Source organism: Azospirillum sp. B2RO_4, assembly GCF_051124815.1.
Taxonomy (GTDB): domain Bacteria; phylum Pseudomonadota; class Alphaproteobacteria; order Azospirillales; family Azospirillaceae; genus Azospirillum.
This window is the reverse complement of record NZ_CP118485.1, coordinates 537,331-561,993: the sequence shown is the minus strand read 5'-3', so window position 1 is coordinate 561,993 and position 24,663 is coordinate 537,331. Positions and strand designations below refer to the sequence as shown.

Sequence of the window (24,663 nt, the reverse complement as noted above, 5' to 3'; positions counted from 1 at the left end):
TCATATGTCGGGGAATGGCCGCCAGTTCGCCCCCCGGTAGACACCATCAGGTGGTGCCATCGGGCGGAAAGGGTGGATTTGCCGGGCGGCAGCCGCCATGGTGGCGCCGTTTTCCATCGCGCATGTGCCGTCATGAACCTGCTTGCCTGCATCCACGACAAGGCCCCGCTGATCGAGGCGCGGGATCCCGACCTGGGCGACCTGTTCCCGCCGGGGTTCCTCGACCTGTACGAGGTGCACAGCTACCGCAACGCCGCGCGCATCCTGGCCTATGCCTGCACGGCCGAGTTCCGCGAGATCACCGAACGTCTGATGGAGTTCCGCATCCGCACCGAGGATATCGTGGCGTCCGGCGGCAACAAGTCGCAGATCGCCAAGACGATGGAGCGGATGCTGAACCCGCTGGGCTGGAACGAGACGCGCATCCGCGGCGACCTGTTCATCACCAAGATGATCGTGACGCACGAGGAAAAGCGCCGCGTCGCCGGCAAGAACCGTGGCCAGACCGTGACCGAGCAGCGCCAGCGCGAGGAGCTGTACAAGGTCAACGGCTTCATCGACGGGCATAAGATCGACTTCGTGAAGGAACGCGTGTCCTTCGATCTGGAATGGAACAGCAAGGACCAGACCTTCGACCGCGACCTCTACGCCGCCCGCACCTTCTATGAATGCGGCATCATCAACGCCGGCGTGCTGCTGACCCGCAGCGCCGAACTGATCCCCCTGTTCACCGAGGTGGCGCGGCGGGTGGAGATGAAGAACTTCCAGAACAAATACGGCGCCAGCACCACCTGGATGAAGAAACTGCTCTATCGCCTGGACGCCGGGCGCGGCGGCGGATGCCCGGTGCTGGCGCTCGGCATCCGCCCGGCTGTGGTGTCCGATTTCGAGGAATGGAAGGACAGCCACCCGATCGTCCGCCAGACGGCCACCTTCGACGTCGACACCGGGGCGGAGGATGAGGACGATCTTTGGTGACGATTTGTGGTGAGGGTGCTGCGCCCGCCCCCACCAACCCTCACGCAAACTTCCGATCCGTCAGCAGCAGGCGCACCGCAAAGCCCAGGAACAGCACGCCGGCGAGGCCGTCCATCGCTGCACGTACCCGCGGGCTGGACAGCACCTGCCGCGCGGCACCGGCGCTGAGTGCCGCAATGCCGACCAGATAGACGCCGCCCAAAACCGAGATGATGTTGCCGAGGATGAAGGTCTGCAGCGCCACATGGCCCAGCTGCGGGGCGATGAACTGCGGCACGAAGGCCAGTTGGAACAGGATGATCTTCGGGTTCAGCAGGTTGGTCAGCAGCGCCTGGACGAAGACGCGGGCCGCAGGCGCCGGGGCCGGCGCCTCGACGGCGGGGACCGGTTCGGCGCCGCGGCTGGTCCAGACGCTCCACAGCGAGCGCAGGCCGATCCAGGCGAGATAGGCGCCGCCGGCATAGCGCAGCAGGTCGAACAGCGATGCCGAGGCCGCGATCAGGGCGGAGATTCCGGCGGCGGCCAGCAGCGAATGGACGGTGTTGCCGACGCAGATGCCCAGCGTCGCCACCACCCCGGCCTGCCGGCCGTCGGCGATGCTGCGGGTCAGCACCAGAAGCGAATCCGGCCCCGGCGCCAGAACCAGGACGCAGACGGCGATCACATAGAGTTGCAGCAGATGGAGGTCGAGCGGCAGGGCCATCGCGGGCGAACCTCGAAGGACGGTGGGGCGGGCGTTCAATCCGGCCAGCGGCGGTGGATCCACAGCCATTGCGCCGGCTTGTCGCGGATCCAATCCTCCAACAGACGGTTCAGCCGTTCCATCAGAATTCGCGCATCGGCATTGCGGTCCCCGCTGGTCGGGTATTCCTCCGGCGGCAGGACGGTGACGCGGAAATGCGCGCCCTCCAGCCTTTCCGTCCGCGCCGGGCACAGCGGCAACTGCATCTTCATGCCCAGCACGGCGGCGGCGGGCGCGGTCATGGCGTCGCGGCCGAAGAAGGGGACGGGAATGCCGTCATTCATCTTCTGGTCGATCAGCATCCCGACATGGCCGCCCTTGGTCAGGTGGCGCAGCAGGATCCTGGCACCGTCCGGTCCCTTGGGGATCTGCATGCCGGTCGCCGCTCCGCGCAGCTTCACCAGAAGCGCGCCGACCTTCGGGTTGTTCGGCGCGCGATAGACCAGCCCCAGCTCCAGCCCGCGCATGCGGGAGGCGACCGATTGCACCTCCCAGTTCGCCAGATGGCCGGAGACCAGGATGCCGGCCTTGCCGTCCTCGCGCAGGGCGTCGACATGCTCGATGCCGACCAGTTCGATCCGCTCGCGGCCGATCTGCTCCAGATGCGGGTATTCGGCGATGGTGCGGCCCAGATTGTCCCACATGCCGCGCAGGATCGCGTCGATCTCCGCCCTGCCCTTCTCCGGGAAGGCCCGCGTCAGGTTGCGCCGCGCGCGGGCACTGTTGGGCAGCCACGGGCCCACCGTCCGCCCGATCCAGCCGCCGAGCGCCGAGGCGCGGTCGAGCGGCAACGCCCGGAACAGCCGGCAGACGGCATGGACGAGCATCGCCTCCACCGGATAGCCGATCCGGCGCGTCAGCCATTTCTGCAGCGGACTACGCGGCTTGGCCATCGGGACTTCCCTTCAGCAACACGGTGGTCAAAAGCGTGGAAAGCGCCCGCTCGTCGGCCCAGCGCACCGACACCGGCAGGACGGCGACCTTCGCCCGCAGGTCCGGCGGCAGGCGCACGGCGTCCTTGGCGGTGGTGACGGGCACGGCGCCCAGCGCCGCGGCGCGGTCGATCAGGGCCGCCACCTCTGCCGGGCGGTAGGGGTGGTGGTCGGCGAAGGGCGCCCGCTCCGCGATGCGGGCGCCGAGCGACTCCAGCGTGGCGAAGAATTTCTCCGGCCGGCCGATGCCGGCGAAGGCCAGCACGTCGCGTCCGGCCAGCCGGGCGGCGGCTTCGGCATCGGGTTCCAGCCGCGCCACCAGCACCGGCCGCCCGCCGGCCAGTGCCGCCAGACCGTGGCGGTCCTCGCCCAGGATGACCAGCGCGTCGGCGCGGGCGAGGCCGTCGGCCACCCGTTCCCGCAGCGGCCCCGCCGGCACCAGCCGGCCGTTGCCGAAGCCGACCGCGCCGTCGGCGACGATCAGCGCCAGATCCTTGCGCAGGGCCGGGTTCTGGAACCCGTCATCCATGACGATGGCCCCGGCCCCGGCGGCAACCGCGCGCTCCGCCCCAGCCAGCCGGTCGCGCGCCACCCAGCAGGGAGCCGCCTCCGCCAGCAGCAGAGCCTCGTCGCCGACATCGGCGGCAGCGTGGCGGCCGGGGTCGACCGCCAGCGGACCGGCCTCCCGCCCGCCATGGCCGCGGGTCAGCGCATGGACGGCGATCCCGCGCGCCTGCAGCGCCGCGATCAGCGCCAGCCCGACCGGCGTCTTGCCGGCCCCGCCCGCCACCAGATTGCCGACGCAGGCCACCGGAACGCCGACCCGGCGTGGAACGGTCCCGGCGAGGCGCCGCCGCCCCGCCAGCCCATAGAGCGCCCCCAGCGGCGCCAGCAGGGTGGAGGCAAGGCCGGGCGGCCGATACCAGAAGGCGGGGGTCTTCACGGCTCCGCGTCCCCTCAGGCGGCGGTCCGGATGCCGGCGGCGCCCAGCACCGGGGACAGCGCCCCCAGCGCCCGGTCGATGATCCGCCGGTTGTCCGCCGTCACCCGCGCGGCCCCCGCGACGATGCGGTCTCGCGCCCGGTCGTCGGTCAGCAGCCGCCGGGTCTCGCGGATCAGCGCGTCGCCGTCCGCGACCGGCAGCGCGCCGCCGGCGGCCTCCAGCATGTGTGTGATCTCGCCGAAATTGAACATGTGCGGGCCGTACAGCACCGCGCAGCCCAGCTGCGCCGGCTCCACCGGGTTCTGCCCGCCATGGGGAATGAAGGAGCCGCCCATGCACACCACCGGCGCGGCGCGGTAGAACAGCCCCAGTTCGCCCATTGTGTCGGCGATGTAGACGGCATGCTCCGGTCCCGGCAGCCGATGTCCGGACGTGCGCTGCAGCACCGCCAATCCGCGCGCCCGCATCAGCTCGGCGATGGCGTCGCCGCGATGGGCATGGCGCGGCGCGATGACGGTCAGCAGGCCGGGCAGAGCCGGCGCCAGCGCGGCATGGACCGCCGCGGCGATCTCGTCTTCCCCAGGATGGGAGCTGGCGAGCAGCCAGACGGGGCGGCCGGCCAGGGATGCCCGCAGCGGCTCCATCGCGTCGCCGTCGGCGGGCGGCGGCTCGGCGGAGAATTTCAGGTTGCCGACGCTGGCGACACCGGAGGCGCCCAGCCGGCGCAGCCGCTCGGCATCGCCTTCGGTCTGGGCCAGCGTGACCTGAAAGGTGGACAACAGCCCGCCGATCAGGCCGGGCGCGTTGCGCCAGCGCGAGAAGCTGCGTTCCGACATGCGGGCGTTGACCAGCGCGGCCGGTATCGAACGGGCGCGGATGCCGGCCAGCAGGTTCGGCCAGATCTCCGATTCCGTCCACAGCACCGCGTCGGGCCGCCAATGGTCGAGGAAGCTGTCGACCGCCCCCGGCAGATCGACCGGTACATATTGGTGGATGGCGCGCTCCGGCAGCCGCCGCCCCATCAGCTCGGCCGAGGTGACGGTACCGGTGGTCATCAGCACGGTCAGGTCGGGCGCGTTGTCCAAAAGCCGGCCGATCAGCACCAGGACCGAGTTCGCCTCCCCCACGCTGGCCGCGTGGATCCAGGCGAGCGGGCCATCCGGCCGGGCGCGCGAGGCCATGCCGAACCGCTCCGCCTGACGGGCGGGGTCTTCCTTGCCGACAGCGCGGCGGCGGTCGAGATAGAGGCGCACCGCCGGCCCGGCGACGGTCGTCAGGCCACGGTAGAGGGATTGCAGCATCGAGGCCCGGAACAGGAAACGGACGACAACGGGCGCGTTGCCGGTCCTCCTGATACGGAACACCGGCCGCGCGCCCGGCGGCACCTTAGCACGCGGCAACCATTCCGTAACAGGGGCCGGTGCGATGCCGATCCCTTACCGCTCCGCCAGCGCCAGCTTGACGCCGAGCCCGGCGAAGGCGGCGGCGAAGCTGCGGCGCATCCAGGCCATCACCCGCGGGCGGGAGACCACCTGATCGCGCACAGCAGCGGCGAACAGACCGTAGAGAACGAAGACCACGAAGGTCAGCGCCATGAACACGCCGCTGAGTTCCAGCATGCGGGCCAGCGGCTGCGGATCGGCGTCGCTGACGAATTGCGGAAGGAAGGCCAGGAAGAAGATCGACAGCTTCGGGTTCAGCACGTTGACCAGCACCGCCCGCAGGATCATCCGCCCTGCCGAACGCTTCGTCCCGTCCGCCATCCCGTCCGTCCCGACGCTCAGCGCCCCCTGCTCCTTCAGCGTCATCCAGGCCATGTAGAGCAGGTACAGCACGCCCAGGATCTTCAGACCCTGGAACGCCACGGCACTGGTGTGCAGCAGGGCGGCCAGCCCCAGCACCGCTGCCGCCATGTGCGGGACGATCCCCAGCGTGCAGCCGAAGGCCGTCACCGCGCTGGCCCGCGCCCCCTGCGACAACCCCGCCGCCAACGTGAGCAGCACCCCGGTTCCGGGCGAGGCGACGACGATCAGGGAGGTGATGAGGAATTCGGGGGTCATGATGGATTCCGACTGGGGTTGACTACACACACCAGCTGTCTCGACACGCTCAGCATACTCCTCAATATATTACTCTATCTAAAACAACCTGCAACGCCAGAGCCGGCCAGAGAGTTTTGTGCCGCATTCCCAGATATTTCGTCGCTGATCTCTAACCCTTGTTGAAGCCACAGGCTGTTCATTCGGCACAACGCCCACTGCGGAGAGCTTCTGCCACCTTCTTTCAGGCGCATATGCAAGTGACATTGCAGAAAATCACTAAGTTCAACAGACAAAATCGAAGATTATTAACTAAGAGCATATTCACATTCTAAGGTTTTGGCGCCTTTGAGCGAACCTATAAATTTTGAAATGAATTCATTTGCATGTGTTTTTAACCGCTTGCCTTAGAGACCACTTATGGTAATTATCCGCCCAGTCTTCAACCACCGCCCGCACGGCCAGGACAAGACAATTTTACGCCATGTCAGGACTCGCGTTGACCGTTCACCATTGCAACGATAGCTTATTCATTGCATACCGAAGCATGTTTGCCGCCTTGCAAGGGCTTCCTGACAGGTCCGCCTTACAGAGAGCTCATATGCCGGGGAATGGAATGCATGCGTTGAATGTGAGGGAGCATCATTGATGTCGGATAAGCCTATTCCCAACACCGGTCCATTATTCGACAATGGAATGGAGCCATGGGCTCCCGACGATGCAGAATGTACACGCTTCGCATCCGCAATGACTGACCGCGGCGTCAGCTTGGGCCACAGCGAGAATGTCGGTGTATCGGTTGAAACAGCTGTCGCGAACGCCGCACGGGTCGCCGCAAGCGATCTGGATATCACCATTGGCATTGAAGATAATTTTACGAAAACGCCTCGTCGGTGAGTATCCGCGCTTATGTGACGGCTGAAATCACATACAATCCTTCGTAATAAAATATCTTAAACCGGCCCCATTGTGACACAGAAATCTCATTCAGCGAGCGATGATGCCCCGCTCGTAACGAAGCTAGCTGCGAGCCTGCAGCAAGCTTCTTCAAAGATACTCCAGAATACGATGGACGTCCGGGCCAATCTTTCGAAAGGCCTGTTCTATGACGCCGCTCTGCATTGGAAAGCGGATATGGATCGTCTCCGCAAAGCGGATGACAAGGGCATTCGGCCGGCGAAACATGTAGCGTATCTCGCTTTTTGGATTCGCAAGATCAAGCCGATAACCGACGCCTATAAAAGCGAAGCCATTCTGCACTATAAGAAGCAAGGTCGCCCTGTTCCCGCAGAAGAAGAAATCACCGATATCAATGAACGGGTAGCCATTCGCTTGGCCTTTGAACATCTGGCCAGCTTTGCCAGTAATGGCGAATTGCTTTTTCACGACGAGACGCAAGGAAAAGATCGTTGCATCTCATACGATAAGCAGAAGTTTCAGGATGCCGTCAAGCGGTACAGCCACCAGAAATTGGGCGTCGATGGCAAATGTGTATTGGATACGCTGATACACGACATGCGGTACAGAGCTTTCGGCCCACATCACCTCGTCCATATCTTCGATCAGTTCGTCTTCAATCTTTCCAAGGAAATGTAATCCGTCGGCACTGAGGCATGTCCCTGCATTGTCGCAAAAGTCGTCAAGCTTGTGACACTGCGCCGAAGCGCCCCCTTCACGTAAACGGCCGCAGGTTCGACAGGAACTGCTCCGCCGACCGGCGCCAGGAATAGCCCAGCGCATAGTCCCGGCAGGTCTGCGGCGGGATCGCCAGCGCCCCTTCCACCGCCCGCTTCAGATCTTCGTCCAGGCAGCCGGCGCCGGAGCCGTCGACCACGTCCAGCGGTCCCGGCACCGGATAGGCCGCCACCGGCACGCCGGAGGCCAGCGCCTCCAGCAGAACAAGACCGAAGGTGTCGGTACGCGACGGGAAGACGAAGACGTCGGCCGCCGCGTAATGCTTCGCCAGATCCTCGCCATGCTTGGCGCCGACCCAGTGGACGCCGGGGTATTTGCGCTGCAACTCCTCCCGCGCCGGGCCGTCGCCGACCACCACCTTGGTGCCGGGCAGGTCGAGGCGCAGGAAATCCTCCAGGTTCTTTTCCACCGCGACGCGGCCGACATACATCGACACCGGGCGCGGCAGATCGAGGAAGCCCTTGTCGCGGGGCCGGAACAGCTCGGTATCGACGCCGCGGGTCCAGCGGCGGATGTTGGCGAAGCCGCGGTGCGTCAGCGCGTCCTCGATGGTCTGGGTTGCCACCATCACCGCCGAGGACGGCTTGTGGAAGCGGCGGACCACCGCATAGGACAAGGCCAGCGGGATCGGCGCGCGGTCGCGCACATATTCGGGAAAGCGCGTGTGGTAGGCGGTGGTGAAGGGCTTGCCATGCTTCAGGCAATAGGACCGCGCGGCGAAGCCCAGCGGCCCTTCGGTGGCGATGTGGATGCAGTCGGGCCGCATGCCCTCGATCATCGCCCACAGCCGCCGCTTCGCCCCCAACGCCAGCCGGATTTCCGGGTAGGTCGGCATCGGCAGGGTGCGGAAACGGTCGGGGCCGATCACCTCGACGCTGTGCCCCATCGCCTCCAGCTCATCGCGCACGGTGCCGATGGTGCGCACGACGCCGTTCACCTGCGGGTGCCAGGCGTCGCTGACGATCAGGATGTTCACGCCGCTTCCCGTTCCTTCGCCGTCACCTTGCCCGCACTGGGACCAGGGGCCGACAGCCGCTGCGCCATGACCTCCGTCCAGTGGATGATCTCCAGCGCGCCGCTGTCGTGCTCGACCAAGGCGGTACAGGACTCGACCCAATCGCCGTCGTTGCAATAGAGGATTCCTTCGATATCGCGCATCTCGGCGGTGTGGATGTGACCGCAGACGACCCCGTCGACCTTGCGGCGGCGGGCTTCCTCGCCCAGGGCTTCTTCGTATTTGCCGATGAACTCGACCGCGGTCTTGGCCTTGTGCTTCAGATAGGCCGACAGCGACCAGTAACTGAAACCGAGCTTGCGCCGGACCCAGTTGAACAGGGTGTTGACGTGCAGCAGCGTGACATAGGCGTGGTCGCCCAGCAGGGCCAGCCACTTGGCGTAGCGCACCACCGCGTCGAACTTGTCGCCGTGGGTGATCAGCAGGCGCCGGCCGTCGGCGGTGGTGTGGACCCATTCGTCCACCACATGCACCCCGCCGAACTGCAGCCCGACATAATCGCGTGCCGCCTCGTCATGGTTGCCGGGGATGTAATAGACCTCCACCCCCTTGCGGGCGCGCCGCATGATCTTCTGCACCACGTCATTGTGGGCCTGCGGCCAGTACCAGCTTTTCTTCAGCCGCCAGCCGTCGACGATGTCGCCGACCAGGAAAAGGTGATCGGATTCGGTGTGTTTCAGGAAATCGAGAAGCAGCTCCGCCTGACAGCCGCGCGTTCCCAGATGAACGTCGGATATCCAAATGCTGCGGTAGCGCTTGACCGCTGGGACGGCGTCCATCTTCCGCTCCGTCGTCGCCATGGCCGGTGGCCATCAAGACAACTGCCGTATAAAGGAAAGCAGCGCACCTTGACAACGATTTGGAACGGCCGCACCTATTCGTCACCAATATTTCGAAGATCGTCATCAAATCGCATTTTTACTGAAATGCAACCGCCGTGAGCCCTTCACGGTTCTGCAACATAAGGCGCCCACGCGCCGGTCAGGGAGAACGAATCGGTGCGCGACACGGTGCTGATGGACGAGAGCCCGGCGGCTGGCGCCGGCGATGGCGAGGGCGCGGCGATCGAGGTGCGGCGGCTGCTGGTGATCCACAACCCGACGGCCGGCGGGCGGCGGGCGCGCCGGCTGCGCGCGGTGGTCGCCCGGCTGGAGGCACGCGGGCTGAGCGTTTCCATCAGGCCGACGACGAAGCGCGGCGATGCCGAGGCCTTCGCCCGCGAGGCCGACCCCGGCAGCATGGACGCTGTCGTCGCGGCCGGCGGCGACGGCACCATCAACGAGGTCATCAACGGGCTGGCGGTCCATGCCGCGACGGGCCGGCCGCTGCCTCTCGGGATCGTGCCGATGGGCACCGCCAACGTGCTGGCCGCCGAACTGGGCCTGACCACGGATCCGGAACGCATCGCCGCGGCGATTGCCGGCGGACGGCGGACGATGATCTGGCCGGCCCAAGCGAACGGGCGGGTGTTCTCACTGATGGCCGGGGTCGGGCTGGACGCACGGGTGGTGGAGCGGGTCGATCCACGGGTGAAACGGCTGATCGGCAAGGGCGCCTATGTGGCGGAAACGCTGGTGCAACTGGCGACGCGGCCGGACCACCGCTATCGCGTGACGCTGGATGACGGCGATCCGCAGGAGGTGGCGTCGTTGATCGTCGCCAAGGGGCATTTCTACGGCGGCCGCTTCATCTGCGCGCCGGATGCGCAGCTGACCGATCCGGTGCTGCATGTCTGCCTGTTCCCGCGCGGCGGGCGGCTGAACGCGCTGCGCTATGTCTGGGGCGTCACCGCCGGGCGGCTGGCGCGTTTTCCGGACTATCGCGTGGTGACGGCGAAGCGCGTGCGGATCGAGGGGCCGGTGGGAGACGGGCTGTTCGCCGATGCGGTGCAGGGCGACGGCGACGTGCTGGCGCGGCTGCCGGTGGAGATCACGCTGGCGGGGTGGCGGTTGCCGGTGCTGGCGGGGTGAGTGGTTGGCTTCGATGCCCCCTCCCCGACCCTCCCCCGCCCTCGGCCGGCCGAAGGCTGGTCCGATCGCGGGAGAGGGAGTTAGTGCAAGGGCGGCGGCAGTCCCCTCTCCCTCGAAGAGGGGGAGGGTTAGGGAGGGGGCAATCCTTTGCCAACCCGCGCCGCCCTCGCCTGCTCCTGCAACGCCACGTAATGATGCCAGACCAGCCGCGCCGCCAGCGAGCGGTAGGGCCGCCACGGCTCCGCCACCTCGATCAGCTGTTTCGCCGTCGGCTTGTCGGCCCAGCCCTTCAGCCGCTGGACGCCCAGCTGAATCGCCAGATCGCCGATGGGCCAGATGTCCGGCCGGTCGAGCGTGGTCATCAGATAGACCTCGGCGCTCCAGCGGCCGATGCCCTTCAGCGCGACGAGCCGGGCAATCGCCTCCTCGTCGGGCAGGTCATGGATGATGTCGAAATCGAGCCGGCCGCTCGCCACCGCCTCGGCAAGGCCGCGGGCATAGCCGATCTTCTGGCGGGAGAAGCCGCAGGCGCGCAAGCTGTCGTCGTCCAGCGCCAGGATGGCGTCGGGCGTAACAGCGCCGTCCAACCGCTCCTGCAGCTTGGCCCACAAGGCCAGCGCGACCTTGGTGGAGAGTTGCTGCTCCATCACCATGCGCAGAAGGCCGACGAAGCCGGTCGGCCGGGTGAAATCACGGATCACCGGGCCGCCGACGCGCACGCATTCGGCGAAAATAGGGTCGAGCGCAGCCAGATGTTCAACGCTCATCGGCCGCGCTCCACTCCAGAAACCGCTTAATCAACGCTGCCGGTTGATCAGGCCACCAGCTCGATGGCGTAATCCTCGATCACGGTATTGGCGAGCAGCTTGCTGCACATCGCCTCGACCTCCTTGCGGGCCGTCGCCTCGTCGGTGCTCTTGAGCTGCAGCTCGATCACCTTGCCGGCGCGGACGTCCTCGACGCCGTCGAAGCCCAGCGTGTGCAGCGCGTGCGCGATGGCCTTGCCCTGGGGGTCGAGAACGCCGCGCTTGAGGGTGACGTGAACCTTGGCCTTCATCGGATGTCCGCTCGCTTTACGGTGTTGGGTTGAGGGGTGGTTACTGAACGCGAATCACTGGATGGTCTTGGGGCCCTTGACGTCGCTCGGCCCGCCTTCCGGCAGGATGCCGAGGCGCCGCGCGACCTCCTGATAGGCTTCCTCGACACGGCCCAGATCCTGACGGAACCGGTCCTTGTCCAGCTTCTCGTTGGTCTTGACGTCCCACAGGCGGCAGTTGTCGGGGCTGATCTCGTCCGCCAGGACGATCCGCATCTCCTCGTTCTCCCACAGCCGGCCGAATTCCAGCTTGAAATCCACCAGCTTGAGCCCGATGCCGAGGAAGAGGCCGGACAGATAGTCGTTCACGCGGAGCGACAGCGCGACCATGTCGTCGAGATCCTGCGGAGCCGCCCAGCCGAAGGCGGTGATGTGCTCCTCGGAAACCATCGGATCGTTCAGCTCGTCCGACTTGTAGTAATACTCGATGATCGACCGCGGCAGGGGCGTGCCTTCCGGAATGCCGAAGCGGCGCGACAGGCTGCCGGCGGCGACATTGCGGACGACGACCTCGATCGGGATGATCTCGACCTCGCGCACCAGCTGCTCGCGCATGTTCAGGCGGCGCATGAAGTGCGTGGGCACGCCGATCTCGGACAGCCGGCTCATCAGATACTCGGAGATGCGGTTGTTCAGCACCCCCTTGCCGGTGATGACGCCCTTCTTCTGGTTGTTGAAGGCGGTGGCGTCGTCCTTGAAGTATTGCACCAGGGTGCCCGGCTCCGGCCCTTCGAAGAGTACCTTGGCCTTGCCTTCGTAGATGCGCCGGCGTCGTGTCATCGCGTGATCGTCCAAATACGTAAGGACCGGTCAAGCGAGCTTGCCGGCCCAGGAATGTGCCAGAGTGATATAGCAAGCCGGGTGCACGAACACAACGACGGGGGCGGGAGGGCTGGATTGTGCGGTCGACCGACTCTCACGGTTCCACCGGCGCATAATCCACCGCATGCGGGCGGCCGGGGGCGAAGTGCCAGATCGGGTTCAGGTCGGGCCGCTCCACCCGCGGCACCGCCAGCAGCGAACTGGACGAGGTGCCGAAGCCGTTCGGCAGCAGGAAGTCCATGGCGCCGCGCTCGTCCGGCGTGCCCTCCCAGATGCGGCTGCCCATCAGCTCCGGCCAGCCGCCCCAGGCGAAGGACTCCGCGTCGGGGGCATCGGCGGTCGGCGGCACCGCATGCTCGAACAGCGGGCGGTAGAAGGCGGTGCGCGGATCCTGCGGGTCGTCCAGTTCGAAGGCGGTCAGCATGTGGACGCCGGCGGGGATCGACGACACCTCCGGCCGGTGGCGCGGGTTGGCGCCGCGGTGGACCACCAGATAGGCGTCGCGGTTGTCGGCGATCACCAGATTGAAGGGGCGGTAGGCGCGGATGTCGAGATGAGCGAAGCTGCGCGCGGCATCGGCGGCGTCGGCATGGTCCAGCGCGTCCAGCACCAGTTCGCCGCGCGACCGCTTGCCGGCCTCCGGCCCCAGCGTGCCGAAGCGGTTGAGGATGACCGCCACCACTCCCTCGTCGTTCAGACCCATCCAGGAACCGCCGGCCAGCTCGTCCAGTCCGGCGACCACATTCGGCCGGTCGGGCCAGTGGCGGGCGGGGGGAAGCCAGGGGCGCCCGGTCATCTCGTCACGGTTTCCGGCGACGACCAGCGGCCAGGTTGCGTCGGGTCGCCGCAGGAGGATCACGCTGCACATGCCATGCCTTGTCTTTTGTGGTGCCCAAGGGTATCCCGCCGCCCGAGGAAACTCTGCAGAATATCCGCGGCTGCGATGCGGCGGGGCAGTGACGACAACCGCTTCCGGGCTATATAATCATTGGAAACGGGAGCGAAACCAATAAGGAGCCTGGGTCCCCATGACGACCTTCGACGACCGCGAAAAGGCCTTCGAGAACAAGTTTCAACACGACGAGGACCTGCTCTTCCGCATCCGCGCCCGGCGCGACCGGCTGGCCGGCGAATGGGCCGCCGACCTGATGGGCCTGTCCGGGGCGGAGGCCGAGGCCTATGCCCGCCAGATCGTGGACACCGATATCGCCACGCCCGGCCCGCACGACATCCGGGACAAGCTGTGCACCGACCTGCATGCCCGCGGAGTCGACATCTCCGATCACCGGGTGGAAAAGCAGATGGCGCATTTCCTGGACGTCGCGCGCGAGCAGATCAATCAGGCCTGAGCAAGGGGCAGGCCTGAGCAAGGGGCAGGCCTGAATAGGAAGCCCCCCGAGTCGCGGTCCTTGCGAACCCGCCGCAACACGCCGTTGCGGCGGGTCGCCTATTCCGCCGCGCGGTGCAGGACACGCTGGCCCGCATAATCGGCGATGCGGCCGATCAGCATATCGATCTCGCCCTTCAGTCGGGCGAAGCCGTCGTGGCGTTCCAGCGTCTCCTCGTTCATGTAGAGGCGGCGGTTGATCTCAAGCTGGATCGAATGACGGCCGCGCGCCGGGTCGCCGTAGCGCGCCAGCAGTTCCACCCCCTTGTACGGATCGTTGATCGCCACCCGATGGCCGAAGCCGCGCAGGGTCTCCGCCACCAGCCGGACGAATCCGGGCTCGCTGGTGGTGCCGTCGCGGTCGCCGATGACGAAATCCACCGCCAGCGGGTCGCGCCCATCCGGCCGCAGCGACGACGGCATGGAATGGCAGTTGACATGCCACACCGCCCCGAACCGCGCCGCCAGACCATCCAGCGTCAGCCGCATCTGGGCGTGGTAGGGCCGGTAATAGCGGTCGATGCGCTCGGCAACCACCGACGCAGGCAGTTTCCCGTCATAGAGCGGCACGCCCGGCCGCAGCATGCTGCGGATCAGCCCCATGCCCAGCGTGCTGCGCGGGGTCGGCCGCAGCGGCGCCGGCCAGTCGCCGTCGATCAGCGCCGGGTCGATGTCGTCGACCGCGCGGTTCACGTCGATGCAGGTGCGGGGAAACAGCGCGCACAGCAGGGTGGCGCCATGGTCGGGCGCCGCGGCGAACAGTTCCTCCACATGGCTGTCCTCGCCCTGGCGCAGCAGCGGATGCGGACAGACCACCCGGAAATCGGCGGGATAGACGCTGCCGCTGTGCGGCGAATCGAACAGAACCGGAAGGCGCTCGCCCACCGGGTCGTTGCGGACAAGAACGTCATCGATCACGAAGCTCATCGACCTGCCCCGACCAGACGACAGGATGGGAACAACCGCCAGTTCAATTGCCGCAAGGTCAACCGCCGCCCTGATTGATCAGGCGATTCCTATAACCCAAGCGTCAAGCCGCAGTCGACGGCAATTCGTCATGATCCTGCCATGCCGCCGCAACATCGCACAGCACGCATCAGCCAAAAAAACCGCCCTACACGACCGGCCCGCACTGGCGCGGAGTCGCTTGGTTCGTCATACTGATTGGAGCGCCCACCGCTGGCGAGCTTGCCGCTTGACCGACCCGCTCTTTGCCCCCGTCGAACTCTCCCCGCCGGACATCGCGCCCCACCGGCGCGGCAACACCGGCATCGACCACGTCACCAGCCTGTCGGCGGCGGAGCCGGGGCCGCATGTGGTGCTGAACGCGCTCGTCCACGGCAACGAGCTGTGCGGTGCCATCGCCCTGGATGCGCTGCTGCGGATGGGTCTGCGGCCGACGCGCGGACGGCTGACCTTCGTCTTCGCCAACACCGCCGCCTATGCCACCTTCGACCGCCAGAACCCCTATGCCTCGCGCTATCTCGACGAGGATTTCAACCGGCTGTGGTCGCCGGAGCATCTGGACGGGCGGCGCGACAGCGTGGAACTGCGGCGCGCCCGCGTCCTGCGCCCAATCTATGAGTCGGCGGACCTGCTGCTCGACCTGCATTCGATGACGGCGGACACCGCGCCGCTCACCCTGTGCGGCCGGACCACGCGCGGGCGCGACCTTGCGCTCGGCCTCGGCTATCCGGCCTGGGTGGTGGCGGACGGCGGCCATGCCGGGGGCAAGCGGCTGATCGATTACGGCAATTTCGCCGAGCCGGAGGGATCGCACACCGCCATCCTGGTCGAATGCGGCCAGCATTGGCGGGCCGAGACCGCGACGGTCGCGCTGGAAAGCTGCCTGCGCCTGCTTCTCGGCCTGGAGATGATCGAGCCACCGCAGAACGGACCGCGCCTGCGCCCCCGCACCGATCCGCAGCGGGTGGTGGAAGTCACCGACGCCGTCACCGCCTCCACCGAGCGGTTCCGCTTCACCGCCCCATTCGTCGGCATGGAGGTGATCGGCCGCGCCGGCACCGTCATCGGCTGGGACGACGGGCGCGCGATCCTGACGCCCTATGACGACTGCGTCCTGATCATGCCCGCCCGCCGCGTGAAGTCCGGTCAGACGGCGGTGCGGCTGGGGCGGATCGTCGGTTAACAGGTAGAGGCGAGGATGGGGGGAGCGCCCCCTCACTTCGCCGCCGGCTTGCCCTTCGTCCAGGTCGCATTCGCGCTGAACAGCGGAACGGTGGAGATCGAGGTCTTGGCCGAGGCGTCCTTCACCTGTCGGCTGTACACCACATAAATCAGCGTGTCGTTCGGCCGGTCGTAGATGCGGCGAATGGCGATCGACTTGAAAATCAGGCTTTTCCGTTCGGAGAAGACCTCCTCCCCCTTCTGCGACAACTCGATGTCGCCGACGGTCACCGGCCCGGTCTGACGGCAGGCGATGGAGGCGTTGGACGGGTCCTCGAACCAGTTGCCCTTGCTCAGCCGGTCGATCAGGCTGCGGTCGAAATCGACCAGATGGCAGGTGATTCCCTTCACCTTCGGATCCTCGATCGCCTGGATCTCCAACCCGTTGCCGGTCCAGTCGTTGGAGAAGCGGCCGACCACCTCGTCGGCCGCCGCCGTGCGGAGCGGCAGCCCGGCGGTCAGCAGGCCCAGAACCAAAAGGCCGGCGGAAACGTTCATCAGGGGAAACGGGCTGCGCATCTCGATCGGGTCTCCGGCAAGGACGGGCGGGGACCGCAAGCTGTGCGGCCCGGAAAACACTCCCCTAGATCGGAGGGTCGGGCGCCGCCGTCAAGCGCCTCCCTCCGGAGGTCCGGCCACCGCGATGACAGACCGCAGACCACTCGCCGCGCTTCCCCCCGCCCCGGAGGCCCCGCTTGCCGGCACGCCGGAACCGGCGACCGACCCCTTGCCCAGACCCGGCCACCGCCGCGATCCGATGACCATCGCGGTCGTCGGTTTGTTCGTCATCGCCGTTCTGTTCGCGCTCTATTTCGGACGCGACGTGCTGCTGCCGATCATGCTGGCGCTGATCTTGAGCTTCCTTCTGCGCCCGCTGGTCCGCGCCCTCTACCGCATCGGCGTGCCCGAGGGGCTCGGCGCCGCCGTCATGGTCGTCACGCTGTTCGGCGGCGTGCTGCTGGCGGTCTATACCCTGTCCGGCCCGGCGGCGGAGTGGGTGAACCGCATGCCGCGGGTCCTGCATGAGCTGGAATTCAAGCTGGGCGACATCCGCGCCGGCATCGACCGTGCCCGCGAGGCGTCGCGCCAGATCGAGCAGATCACCAAGGAAACCGGCGGCGACGGGCCGGTGCGCGAGGTGGTGGTGCGTGGCCCGACGCTGATGGAACAGGCGGTCAGCCAGGTCGAATCGGTTCTCGCCAATGTCGTGATCCTGCTGGTGCTGCTCTATTTCTTCCTTGCCCGTGGCCGCCATTCGCTGGAATCGCTGATCGGCACCATGCGCGATGTCGACGATCGCGTGCATTACGCCATGGTCGCGGCGACGCTGCAGCAGAACATCGCCGCCTATCTGCTGACCATCACCGCCATCAACACCGTGCTGGGTGTGGCGACCGGGCTGGTGATGTGGATGTGGGGGCTGCCCAACCCGGCCCTGTGGGGGGTGATGGTGGCGCTGGCCAACTACATCCCCTTCATCGGCCCGGCGGTGATGACCGGCGTGTTCTTCCTGGTGTCGGTCCTGACCTTCGACAGCCTCGGCACCATCATCCTGCCGCCGCTGTCCTTCGTGGCGCTGACAACGATCGAGGGCAATTTCCTCACCCCCATGATCGTCGGCCGCCGGCTGTCGCTGAACCCCATCGCGGTGTTCGTGTCGATCCTGTTCTGGGGCTGGCTGTGGGGCATTCCCGGCGCGCTGCTGGCCGTGCCGATCCTGGCGATCCTGAAGATTCTGTTCGACGCGCACGAACCGCTGAAGCCGGTGGGCGCGCTGTTGGGGGACTGAGGGGACCGCCGCCCCCTCACGCCACCGAAGCCAGCGGCAGATTGACCAGCAGGTTCTGCGGTTTCAGCTTCAGCCGCCGACCTTCCGTCATCGCCAGCCCCAGATAGACCGGCCGGCCGGCGAGGTCGGGGCGCATGGCGGCGGGATCGGCGAAGTCCAGGCGGAACAGGGCGAGGATGCGGGCCAGCCGGTCCTCCCCCACCTCCACGCCATTGTAGAGATCGTTGAGGATCGCGGATGCTGCGCTGTCGAGCCCGACATGCCAGACCCAGCGGTCGTCGCGGATGTTCTGCACCGGCTGGATGTTGACCGTCACGCCCAGGAAATGCCCGACCCAGGCCTCCAGCACGCGCGCCAGCGCGTCCAGACCGGCGGCGGCGAAGGTGATGTCCAGCACAGTGTCGTGCCGGGCGTCACGGCCCCAATAGAGCGGATGGTTGGTCTCGTCGAGGATGTCCAGCTCGACGCTGCGGGGCGCGGTGCCGGCCTCCACCACCAGTCGTCCGAGCGAACCGAAGCCGCCCGACGCCGCCATCGTCTCCACCGTCTCGGCATCGGCGACGCGGACGCGGCCCTCCTCCACCGACACCGTCTGTTCACGGAAGAACAGCTCCCCCGCCCGCGCGCGCAGGCCGGACGGCGTCTCATCCAGGATGCCGCGCAGGATGGCGTGGACCAACTGGTCGATGAACAGGCCGGGCACCCCGCGGGCACCCTCGCGGAACAGGCGGATGTAGCAGCCCTCCAGCGTTCCGGCGGCAAGCAGCCGGTCGCGGAAAGCCAGCCAGACCTGGAAATTCTCCCGCGCATCCGCGTCGGCGATGGCGTCGAGCAGCGGTGCGGGCACAATCCGCGCCGGATCGTCCAGCAAGGCGGCGTGCAGCGTGCGTTCGGCATCGCAGGCCTCTTCCGGCGGCCGCATCTCCGGCCGGAGCAGGTAGGCGCGCAGGAAATCGGGCGTCACCGCCAGATGGTTGTCGGCATCGCGGGTCAACAGGTGGAAACCGGACGCCGTCCAGAAATCGGTCATGCTGCTGGGCACCTTTGGTCCTGAAGGCGCCTATCCGACGACAGAGCCGCCGCCCGGCGCAAGAGTCTTGTCGAGAAAGGCGTCGATGTCCGCCCAGACCCTGTCGCGGATGGCGTCGCATTCCATCAGCAATTCGTGCCGCGCCCCGGGATAGTCGGCAAGATGGGCGTTGCCGAGCCGGGCCACCACCGCGCGGTGCGCTTCCGCCCGCACCACCCGGTCGTCCGGCGCGCTCATCAGCAGCACCGGCGTGCGCACCCGCTCCAGCGGCAGGGTATGGCGCAGCGCATCCTCCGCATCGAGGGCGGCGGCAACCCAGGCGAAGCTGACACCGCCGACGCGCAGTTCCGGCCGCTCGGCATAGGGGGTGTGGAAGGCGGCGTAGCGCCGCGGATCGGCGGTGATCTTGTTGTCCGGGCTGAAGCGCCCCTCCGCCGGGTCGTAGTCGCCCTGCCCCAGCGCATAGCGTGCGCCCGATCCGCAGGCGAGCCCCAGACCGGCCAGCACCCGCACCAGCCAGCGCGGCAGCGGCCCGCTGTGGATGGCATACATCGGCGCCGACAGCAGGACGGCGGCATAGCGGTCGGGATCGTCGTCGGCATGGCGGGCCAGCGCCAGCGTCGCCACCAGCCCACCCATGGAATGGGCCAGCAGGATCAGCGGCCCGCCCGTCTCCGCGGCGACGGGCGCCACCACCTGCCGATGAACCTCGTCGAGATCGTCCACCAGCGTCGCGAAGTCGGTCAGATGGTGGATCTGCCGGTTGGGCAAGGGCCGGTCGGACAAGCCCTGGTTGCGCCAGTCGAGCGCCACCACGCGGAAGCCGCGGGCGGCCAGCGCCTCCGCGGTTTCGGCATATTTCTCGATGAACTCCGCCCGGCCGGTCAGCACCAGCGCCGTGCCGCGAACCTGCTCCGGCACCGGCCAGACGGCGACGCGCAGCCTGGCCCCGTCCGGCATCGCGGCGAAGCGCATCTCCACGGAACCGGCAGCCGGACAGGCAACGGTTTGATCGGCAGGCTTCGCCGCAAATTCGGATGCAGTCCAAGCGGCATCGTCGGCCATCTTTTCTCCCCTGACCGTTGTGTTGCAGACCGGAAGAGCGCCCGGACGGGCCACCCACTTCGAATTCGTCAAGATATAAGAAAACCAGAAATAGTAGCGATGTCTTGTATCGGCTGCGAGAGGGAACTCTTTTCCTTGAAAGCCGTTGGTCCGCCGTTGGAGGTGAACCGATGAAGACAACACGCATCATCGTCCTGGCGATTGCCGCCGCGACCCTGAGCGGGACTGCCGTCCCCGCGCTGGCGAATGGAAAGGCCAAGGTTCCGCCCGTGCATGTCGAGCATGAGGATGGCGAGGAGATCCTCGTCCACAAGGGGGAAGCGTCCTTCTACAGTCAGAAATTCCATGGCCGCACCACGGCGAGCGGCGAAACGATGAACCAGAACAAGGCGACCGCCGCCTCGCGCACCCTGCCGCTGGGTTCCAAGGCGACCGTCACGAACGAGGAGAACGGCAAGAGCGTCGACGTCATCGTCAACGACCGCGGCCCCTATGTCGACGGTCGCGTCATCGACCTGTCGCGCTCCGCCGCCAAAAAGCTGGACATGATCGAAGACGGCACCGCGCCGGTTACGGTGGAGGTCAAGCCGTCGGAGCAGCCGACCGATGCCGCCCGCGAAAAGGTGGAGGACAAGGTGGACCAGCTCACCCCCGACAGCCAGGTCGCCCAGGGGGACAGTCGCCGAAACGGCAGCAGCGGGGGCAGCAAGAGCGACACAGTGTCGCACTCCGGGTCCGGCAAGTAATGCTGCGGCGCGGCGAAGACGGCTTCCGATTCGCCGCGCCCGCTGTCGGATTTCCGTTAAATCGCCGAACCAACAGTCACCGTATGGTCAGGTCTCTGAAAAGAAACGGACTTTGCCGCCACGGCACGACAGGGTGGCGGCAAAGTCGCACCAACGCCGCCGCAGCCGGCCCATGGCCATGAGCTTTGCCGGTAAGCCACTGATCCGGCACCATTCCCATTGCTATACCTTCGAACCGAAGTAATCCGCCGGCACCATGGCGGCTTCCATTGCGGCAAAGCCTGCCGAAAGGGGCAACCGCCATTCCTGCGGACTTGTGCGGAACGTTAGAGATTTTTTTGCATTTTTGGAGGAGACGTGGTGCCATTCCCCTCGCTGCGGCGCACACCACGCATTGCAGCGAACGGCGCGGCGCCCCGAGCGTCAGACGCCGGAACAGGCACCGAGAGAAAGAGGAATTGCTGCGATGGACGACGTGCGTCAGGTCCGCAAGGATATCGAAGGCTACTGCATCGAAGACCTGTCCGTCGGCATGACGGCCAGCTTCGCCAAGACGGTGACGGAGGCCGACATCGTCCTGTTCGCGGGCATTTCCGGCGACACCAACCCGGTCCACATCAACCAGGAATATGCCGCCACCACCATGTTCCAGGGCCGCATCGCCCATGGCATGCTGACGGTCGGCTTCATTTCGGCCGTGCTGGGCACCAAGCTGCCGGGGCCGGGCTGCATCTACATGAGCCAGACGCTGAAGTTCAAGGCGCCGGTCCGCGCCGGCGACACCGTCACCGCCCGCGCCACCATCACCGAGTTGATCCCGGAAAAGCGCCGCTGCGTCATCAAGACCGTCTGCAGCGTCGGCGAGACCGTGGTGGTCGAGGGCGAGGCGCTGCTGATGGTCCCCTCTCGCGGGTGATTGCCGCGGGTGATCGGCTGCTTGAGAGCGTAAAACACGCCGGCGCGTTTACCCCGCGCCGGCGTCGGTCTATATAGACGCCCGAGCAAGCGGACCCGCCGGGGTCCGCCCACAGCACCGGGGCGCGCATGCGACTGTACAGACACACCGCCGACCTGCCGGCCGAAGAGCGGGGCGCCGTCGTTGCGCTCGGCAATTTCGACGGCGTGCACCGCGGGCATCAGACGGTCATCGGCACCGCCCAGCGCCTTGCGGCGGAGATGGGCGTGCCGTCGGCCGTCGTCACCTTCGAACCGCACCCGCGCAGCGTCTTCCGCCCCGACGACCCGCCCTTCCGCCTGACGCCCTTCCGCGTCAAGACCCGCCATATCGAGGCGCTGGGCGTCGACCAGTTGATCGTCTGCCATTTCGACGACGGCTTCCGCCACAAGACGGCGCAGGCTTTCGTCGACGAGATTCTGGTCGCCGGGCTTGGCGTGCGGCACGTCGTCTGCGGCTATGACTTCCTGTTCGGCCACAAGCGGTCGGGCGATCCCGCCTTTCTGCTGAAGGCCGGCCGGGCCCAGGGCTTCGGCGTGACGGAGGTCGGGCCGGTGTCCGACGAGCAGGGCGGCGTCTATTCCTCCACCCGTGTGCGCGATGCGCTGACCGCCGGCCGGCCGCGCGAGGCCGCCTTCGTCCTGGGCCATTCCTGGGAGATCGAGGGGCGCGTCGTCCATGGCGACCAGCGCGGCCGCACCATCGGTTTCCCCACCGCCAACATCGAACTGGGCGAGTATCTGCGCCCGGCCTTCGGCGTCTATGCCGTGCGCGCCGGAATCGACCGCGCCGGCGAGACCGTCTGGCTGCCCGGCGTCGCCAATCTGGGCGCCCGCCCCACCGTCGACGGCATCGTCGCCCGGCTGGAGGCCCACCTGTTCGATGTCGACCTCGACCTGTACGATCTGCATCTGCGGGTCCAGATGATCGACTTCCTGCGGCCGGAGATGAAGTTCCCCAGCTTCGACGTGCTGAAGGACCAGATCGTGAAGGACGCCGCCGCCGCCCGCGCCGTGCTGGCGGCCGGCTGACCGGAGGAGCCGGGGATGGAGCGCGTGTTGATGCTGCTGTTCATGCTGAACCAGGGCGGCCCGACCACGCTGGATTTCGCCAGCATGGAGCAATGCAAGGCTGCCGAGCCGATCATCATCCAGAATTACCGCGAGATGACCGGCAATACCGTGCTGGCGCGCTGCATCCGCATGGTGCTGCCGGCCAAGTGAACCGGGCCAAGTGACAGGGTTGCAAGCGATCCGCGCTGGCGGCGGTTGTTTCATCTGATACAGTGCCGCCCCGTCCCCGCGTCGCGTCAAAGCCGGTCCATGCCCCGTCCCGATTCCCTGTCCATCCGCGTCCTGCTGACGGCGCTGGTCGCCTTCGGCCCGCTGTCCACCGACCTGTACCTGCCGTCGCTGCCGACGCTGGTGCGGGTGTTCGACACCGACGTCGCCACGGTGCAGTTGACCCTGTCGATCTTCCTGGTCGGCTTCGCGGTGTCGCAGCTGGTCTATGGCCCGATGTCCGACCGGTTCGGCCGGCGCCCCACCCTGCTGGTGGGGGTGGCGATCTATCTGGCGGCCAGCGCCGTCTGCGCCATGACCAGCAGCATCGAGGCGCTGATCGCCGCCCGCTTCTTCCAGGCCCTGGGCGCCTGCTGCGGCCCGGTGGTGGCGCGCGCGGTGGTGCGCGACGTGTTCGGGCGCGACCGGGCGGCGACGGTGCTGGCCTATATGTCGATGGCGATGGCGCTGGCCCCGGCGGTGGGGCCGATGCTGGGCGGCGTGTTGACGGAGTGGTTCGGCTGGCGCGCCAACTTCTTGCTGCTGACCCTGTTCGCCTGCGGCATCCTGGCCGCGGTGTGGTCGATGCTGGGCGAGACCAACGCCCACCGCGACGAGGAGGCGCTGCGGCCGGGCCGGCTCGCCGCCAACTACCTGCTGCTGATGCGCAACCGCGGCTTCGTCGGCTATGTGCTGGTGGTGGCCTTTTCCTACAGCGGCATCTTCTCCTTCATCTCCGGCTCGTCCTTCGTGCTGATCGGGCAACTGCACCTGACCCCGGCGCAGTATGGCGCCAGCTTCGGCGCGGTGGTCCTGGGATATATGCTGGGCACCTTCCTGGCCGGGCGGCTGACGCCGCGGCTGGGCGGCGCGCGGATGATCCGCATCGGCACGCTGCTGTCGCTGGGTGGCGGACTGGTGGGCGGGGTGCTGGCGCTGGCCGGGGTGCTGCACCTGCTGGCCATCGTGGTGCCGGTCTTCCTGTTCATCCTGGGCGCCGGGCTGACCCTGCCCAACGCCACCGCCAATGCGGTCGGCCCCTACGCCACCATGGCCGGGCTGGCGTCGTCGCTGCTGGGCTTCGCGCAGATGTCCATCGCTGCGGTCGTCGGCATCGTCGTCGGCCATCTGAACGACGGCACCGCCCTGCCGATGATGGGAGCCATCGGGCTGGTGGGCCTGGGCGCGCTGCTGGCGCACCAGCTGCTGGTCATCCCCGCGGCGCGTGACGGGCAATCCGCCTGATCCGGCCCTGGCGAAGGGTGGCGTGGCGGCGGTGGCGCGGCTTTAGGCGCACATCCTCGGAGTCCTCCTCGGCCTCTGCCGCTCCCAGCTGCGGGAAGCGGTCCATCAGGATGGTGAACAGGATGGTCACCACCAGGCACAGGCCCAGCGTCATGCCGGCCAGCGCGTAATAGCCGGCGCCGCAGGCGATGCCCAGACCGCCCGCCACCCAGATGATCGCGGCGGTCGTCGCCCCCCGCACGCTGTCGCCGGATCGAAACATCACGCCGGCGCTGATGAAGCCGACCGCCTGCGCCACGCCCTGGATGACGCGCACCGGGTCGCTCGGCCGCTCGTCGCCGCTGGTCCGCAGGCCGGTGAACAGCTCCAGCGCGACCATGGTGGTCAGGGCACAGCTGATGGAGATCAGCGTATGCGTGCGCAACCCCGCCGCCTTGCCCCGCATTTCGCGGTCCAACCCAAGCAACGCACCGCAGAAGGCCGCAGCCAGCAGCCGCAATCCCATCTCCTCCGTCGTCAAATCCGCAGTCAAGCCCATGAAATCACTCCGGTTTTTTCGCCTGTCAAACGGGCTGCCACTTTTTTGGGGCACAGGGCATTTTTCACTTTGCATTCGATCGCGTTGGATCTATGTAACGCGAACTCGCAAGCGCACGTGCCGCTGGCCCGCCCCTCGGCGTCTCCGAGATGTGGTTATGCAACGACGTAACGCGTGATCCCCGACCGTCCCTTAAACAAGGCGGCGAC

At 67.1% G+C, this 24,663-nt stretch carries 28 protein-coding genes; 12 read left to right on the top strand and 16 right to left on the bottom strand.

Going from position 1 to position 24,663, the window contains the following annotated elements; translation table 11 throughout:
* Nucleotides 1-132 precede the first annotated feature (132 nt).
* The gene (locus tag PWS46_RS02595) at nt 133-978 is read left to right on the top strand and encodes a BglII/BstYI family type II restriction endonuclease (RefSeq protein WP_109154403.1); all 846 of its coding nucleotides are present in this window, start codon (nt 133-135) and stop codon (nt 976-978) included.
* 40 nt (nt 979-1,018) lie between these two features.
* Here PWS46_RS02595 and PWS46_RS02590 read toward each other — a convergent pair whose 3' ends face one another.
* The 5 genes from PWS46_RS02590 to PWS46_RS02570 form a co-directional block, all read right to left on the bottom strand.
* The gene (locus tag PWS46_RS02590; protein WP_434617637.1) at nt 1,019-1,681 is read right to left on the bottom strand and encodes a LysE family translocator; all 663 of its coding nucleotides are present in this window, start codon (nt 1,679-1,681) and stop codon (nt 1,019-1,021) included.
* A gap of 35 nt (nt 1,682-1,716) precedes the next feature.
* Nucleotides 1,717-2,613: a lauroyl acyltransferase gene (locus tag PWS46_RS02585; protein WP_434617634.1), complete on the bottom strand. Its 897-nt coding sequence runs from the start codon at nt 2,611-2,613 to the stop codon at nt 1,717-1,719.
* Complete coding sequence (gene lpxK / locus PWS46_RS02580; RefSeq protein ID WP_434617631.1) at nt 2,597-3,595, bottom strand: tetraacyldisaccharide 4'-kinase; 999 nt, start codon at nt 3,593-3,595, stop codon at nt 2,597-2,599. The genes PWS46_RS02585 and lpxK overlap by 17 nt, the downstream gene beginning before the upstream one ends.
* 14 nt (nt 3,596-3,609) lie before the next feature.
* Nucleotides 3,610-4,896, bottom strand: a complete 1,287-nt coding sequence (locus PWS46_RS02575; protein ID WP_434619877.1) for a 3-deoxy-D-manno-octulosonic acid transferase — start codon at nt 4,894-4,896, stop codon at nt 3,610-3,612.
* Nucleotides 4,897-5,031: 135 nt separating this feature from the next.
* Entirely contained in the window at nt 5,032-5,655 is a 624-nt protein-coding gene (locus tag PWS46_RS02570; protein WP_434617628.1) for a LysE family translocator, read from the bottom strand.
* 627 nt (nt 5,656-6,282) lie between these two features.
* On the opposite strand from PWS46_RS02570, the gene PWS46_RS02565 reads away from it, so the two are divergent.
* A complete protein-coding gene (locus PWS46_RS02565) occupies nt 6,283-6,531 on the top strand; it encodes a hypothetical protein (RefSeq protein ID WP_434617625.1) in 249 nt (82 codons plus the stop codon).
* A gap of 171 nt (nt 6,532-6,702) precedes the next feature.
* Complete coding sequence (locus tag PWS46_RS02560; protein WP_434617622.1) at nt 6,703-7,230, top strand: hypothetical protein; 528 nt, start codon at nt 6,703-6,705, stop codon at nt 7,228-7,230.
* Nucleotides 7,231-7,306: 76 nt separating this feature from the next.
* Here the strand turns inward: PWS46_RS02560 and PWS46_RS02555 are convergent, their stop codons facing one another.
* Both PWS46_RS02555 and PWS46_RS02550 read right to left on the bottom strand, forming a co-directional pair.
* Nucleotides 7,307-8,305, bottom strand: coding sequence for a glycosyltransferase family 4 protein (locus tag PWS46_RS02555; protein ID WP_434617619.1), 999 nt, complete (start codon nt 8,303-8,305; stop codon nt 7,307-7,309).
* On the bottom strand, nt 8,302-9,123 hold the full coding sequence (locus tag PWS46_RS02550; RefSeq protein ID WP_434617616.1) for a UDP-2,3-diacylglucosamine diphosphatase: 822 nt from the start codon (nt 9,121-9,123) through the stop codon (nt 8,302-8,304). The genes PWS46_RS02555 and PWS46_RS02550 overlap by 4 nt, the downstream gene beginning before the upstream one ends.
* 219 nt (nt 9,124-9,342) lie before the next feature.
* Here PWS46_RS02550 and PWS46_RS02545 point away from each other — a divergent pair, with 219 nt between their 5' ends.
* Nucleotides 9,343-10,314 carry a diacylglycerol/lipid kinase family protein gene (locus PWS46_RS02545; RefSeq protein WP_434617613.1) on the top strand — a complete coding sequence of 324 codons (972 nt, stop codon included), beginning with the start codon at nt 9,343-9,345 and terminating at the stop codon, nt 10,312-10,314.
* Between the two features lie 128 nt (nt 10,315-10,442).
* On the opposite strand, the gene PWS46_RS02540 is transcribed toward PWS46_RS02545, so the two are convergent.
* The 4 genes from PWS46_RS02540 to PWS46_RS02525 all read right to left on the bottom strand — a co-directional run bounded on the left by PWS46_RS02540 (nt 10,443) and on the right by PWS46_RS02525 (nt 13,100).
* Nucleotides 10,443-11,081, bottom strand: a complete 639-nt coding sequence (locus PWS46_RS02540) for a DNA-3-methyladenine glycosylase family protein (RefSeq protein WP_434617610.1) — start codon at nt 11,079-11,081, stop codon at nt 10,443-10,445.
* 47 nt (nt 11,082-11,128) lie between these two features.
* Nucleotides 11,129-11,371, bottom strand: a complete 243-nt coding sequence (gene purS / locus PWS46_RS02535) for a phosphoribosylformylglycinamidine synthase subunit PurS (RefSeq protein WP_014246942.1) — start codon at nt 11,369-11,371, stop codon at nt 11,129-11,131.
* A gap of 54 nt (nt 11,372-11,425) precedes the next feature.
* Nucleotides 11,426-12,190, bottom strand: coding sequence for a phosphoribosylaminoimidazolesuccinocarboxamide synthase (gene purC, locus PWS46_RS02530; RefSeq protein WP_042697247.1), 765 nt, complete (start codon nt 12,188-12,190; stop codon nt 11,426-11,428).
* A 136-nt stretch (nt 12,191-12,326) separates the two neighbouring features.
* Nucleotides 12,327-13,100, bottom strand: coding sequence for an NRDE family protein (locus PWS46_RS02525; protein ID WP_434617605.1), 774 nt, complete (start codon nt 13,098-13,100; stop codon nt 12,327-12,329).
* A 160-nt stretch (nt 13,101-13,260) separates the two neighbouring features.
* Here PWS46_RS02525 and PWS46_RS02520 point away from each other — a divergent pair, with 160 nt between their 5' ends.
* Nucleotides 13,261-13,581 (top strand): DUF1476 domain-containing protein, encoded by a 321-nt coding sequence (locus tag PWS46_RS02520; RefSeq protein WP_085088192.1) that lies wholly within the window; start codon nt 13,261-13,263, stop codon nt 13,579-13,581.
* Between the two features lie 98 nt (nt 13,582-13,679).
* On the opposite strand, the gene PWS46_RS02515 is transcribed toward PWS46_RS02520, so the two are convergent.
* Entirely contained in the window at nt 13,680-14,546 is an 867-nt protein-coding gene (locus PWS46_RS02515) for an N-formylglutamate amidohydrolase (RefSeq protein WP_434617602.1), read from the bottom strand.
* A gap of 268 nt (nt 14,547-14,814) precedes the next feature.
* Between PWS46_RS02515 and PWS46_RS02510 the strand changes: the two genes are divergently transcribed.
* Nucleotides 14,815-15,768, top strand: coding sequence for a succinylglutamate desuccinylase (locus PWS46_RS02510; protein ID WP_434617599.1), 954 nt, complete (start codon nt 14,815-14,817; stop codon nt 15,766-15,768).
* 32 nt (nt 15,769-15,800) lie between these two features.
* Here the strand turns inward: PWS46_RS02510 and PWS46_RS02505 are convergent, their stop codons facing one another.
* Complete coding sequence (locus PWS46_RS02505; protein ID WP_434617596.1) at nt 15,801-16,325, bottom strand: CreA family protein; 525 nt, start codon at nt 16,323-16,325, stop codon at nt 15,801-15,803.
* 124 nt (nt 16,326-16,449) lie between these two features.
* On the opposite strand from PWS46_RS02505, the gene PWS46_RS02500 reads away from it, so the two are divergent.
* Nucleotides 16,450-17,595 (top strand): AI-2E family transporter, encoded by a 1,146-nt coding sequence (locus PWS46_RS02500; RefSeq protein WP_434617593.1) that lies wholly within the window; start codon nt 16,450-16,452, stop codon nt 17,593-17,595.
* Nucleotides 17,596-17,611: 16 nt separating this feature from the next.
* Here the strand turns inward: PWS46_RS02500 and PWS46_RS02495 are convergent, their stop codons facing one another.
* Both PWS46_RS02495 and PWS46_RS02490 read right to left on the bottom strand, forming a co-directional pair.
* A complete protein-coding gene (locus tag PWS46_RS02495) occupies nt 17,612-18,625 on the bottom strand; it encodes a DUF6352 family protein (protein ID WP_434617591.1) in 1,014 nt (337 codons plus the stop codon).
* A gap of 30 nt (nt 18,626-18,655) precedes the next feature.
* Nucleotides 18,656-19,690, bottom strand: a complete 1,035-nt coding sequence (locus tag PWS46_RS02490) for an alpha/beta hydrolase (protein WP_434617588.1) — start codon at nt 19,688-19,690, stop codon at nt 18,656-18,658.
* A gap of 170 nt (nt 19,691-19,860) precedes the next feature.
* Between PWS46_RS02490 and PWS46_RS02485 the strand changes: the two genes are divergently transcribed.
* The 5 genes from PWS46_RS02485 to PWS46_RS02465 all read left to right on the top strand — a co-directional run bounded on the left by PWS46_RS02485 (nt 19,861) and on the right by PWS46_RS02465 (nt 23,916).
* On the top strand, nt 19,861-20,436 hold the full coding sequence (locus tag PWS46_RS02485) for a septal ring lytic transglycosylase RlpA family protein (protein ID WP_434617585.1): 576 nt from the start codon (nt 19,861-19,863) through the stop codon (nt 20,434-20,436).
* 466 nt (nt 20,437-20,902) lie between these two features.
* Entirely contained in the window at nt 20,903-21,352 is a 450-nt protein-coding gene (locus tag PWS46_RS02480) for a MaoC family dehydratase (RefSeq protein ID WP_085088172.1), read from the top strand.
* Nucleotides 21,353-21,480: 128 nt separating this feature from the next.
* Nucleotides 21,481-22,422 carry a bifunctional riboflavin kinase/FAD synthetase gene (locus PWS46_RS02475; RefSeq protein ID WP_434617582.1) on the top strand — a complete coding sequence of 314 codons (942 nt, stop codon included), beginning with the start codon at nt 21,481-21,483 and terminating at the stop codon, nt 22,420-22,422.
* A gap of 15 nt (nt 22,423-22,437) precedes the next feature.
* Nucleotides 22,438-22,614, top strand: coding sequence for a hypothetical protein (locus PWS46_RS02470; RefSeq protein ID WP_167393315.1), 177 nt, complete (start codon nt 22,438-22,440; stop codon nt 22,612-22,614).
* Between the two features lie 99 nt (nt 22,615-22,713).
* The gene (locus PWS46_RS02465) at nt 22,714-23,916 is read left to right on the top strand and encodes a multidrug effflux MFS transporter (RefSeq protein WP_434617579.1); all 1,203 of its coding nucleotides are present in this window, start codon (nt 22,714-22,716) and stop codon (nt 23,914-23,916) included.
* Here the strand turns inward: PWS46_RS02465 and PWS46_RS02460 are convergent.
* Nucleotides 23,882-24,454, bottom strand: coding sequence for an MgtC/SapB family protein (locus PWS46_RS02460; protein WP_434617576.1), 573 nt, complete (start codon nt 24,452-24,454; stop codon nt 23,882-23,884). The two genes, PWS46_RS02465 and PWS46_RS02460, sit on opposite strands and share 35 nt — an antisense overlap.
* Between the last annotated feature and the right edge of the window lie 209 nt (nt 24,455-24,663).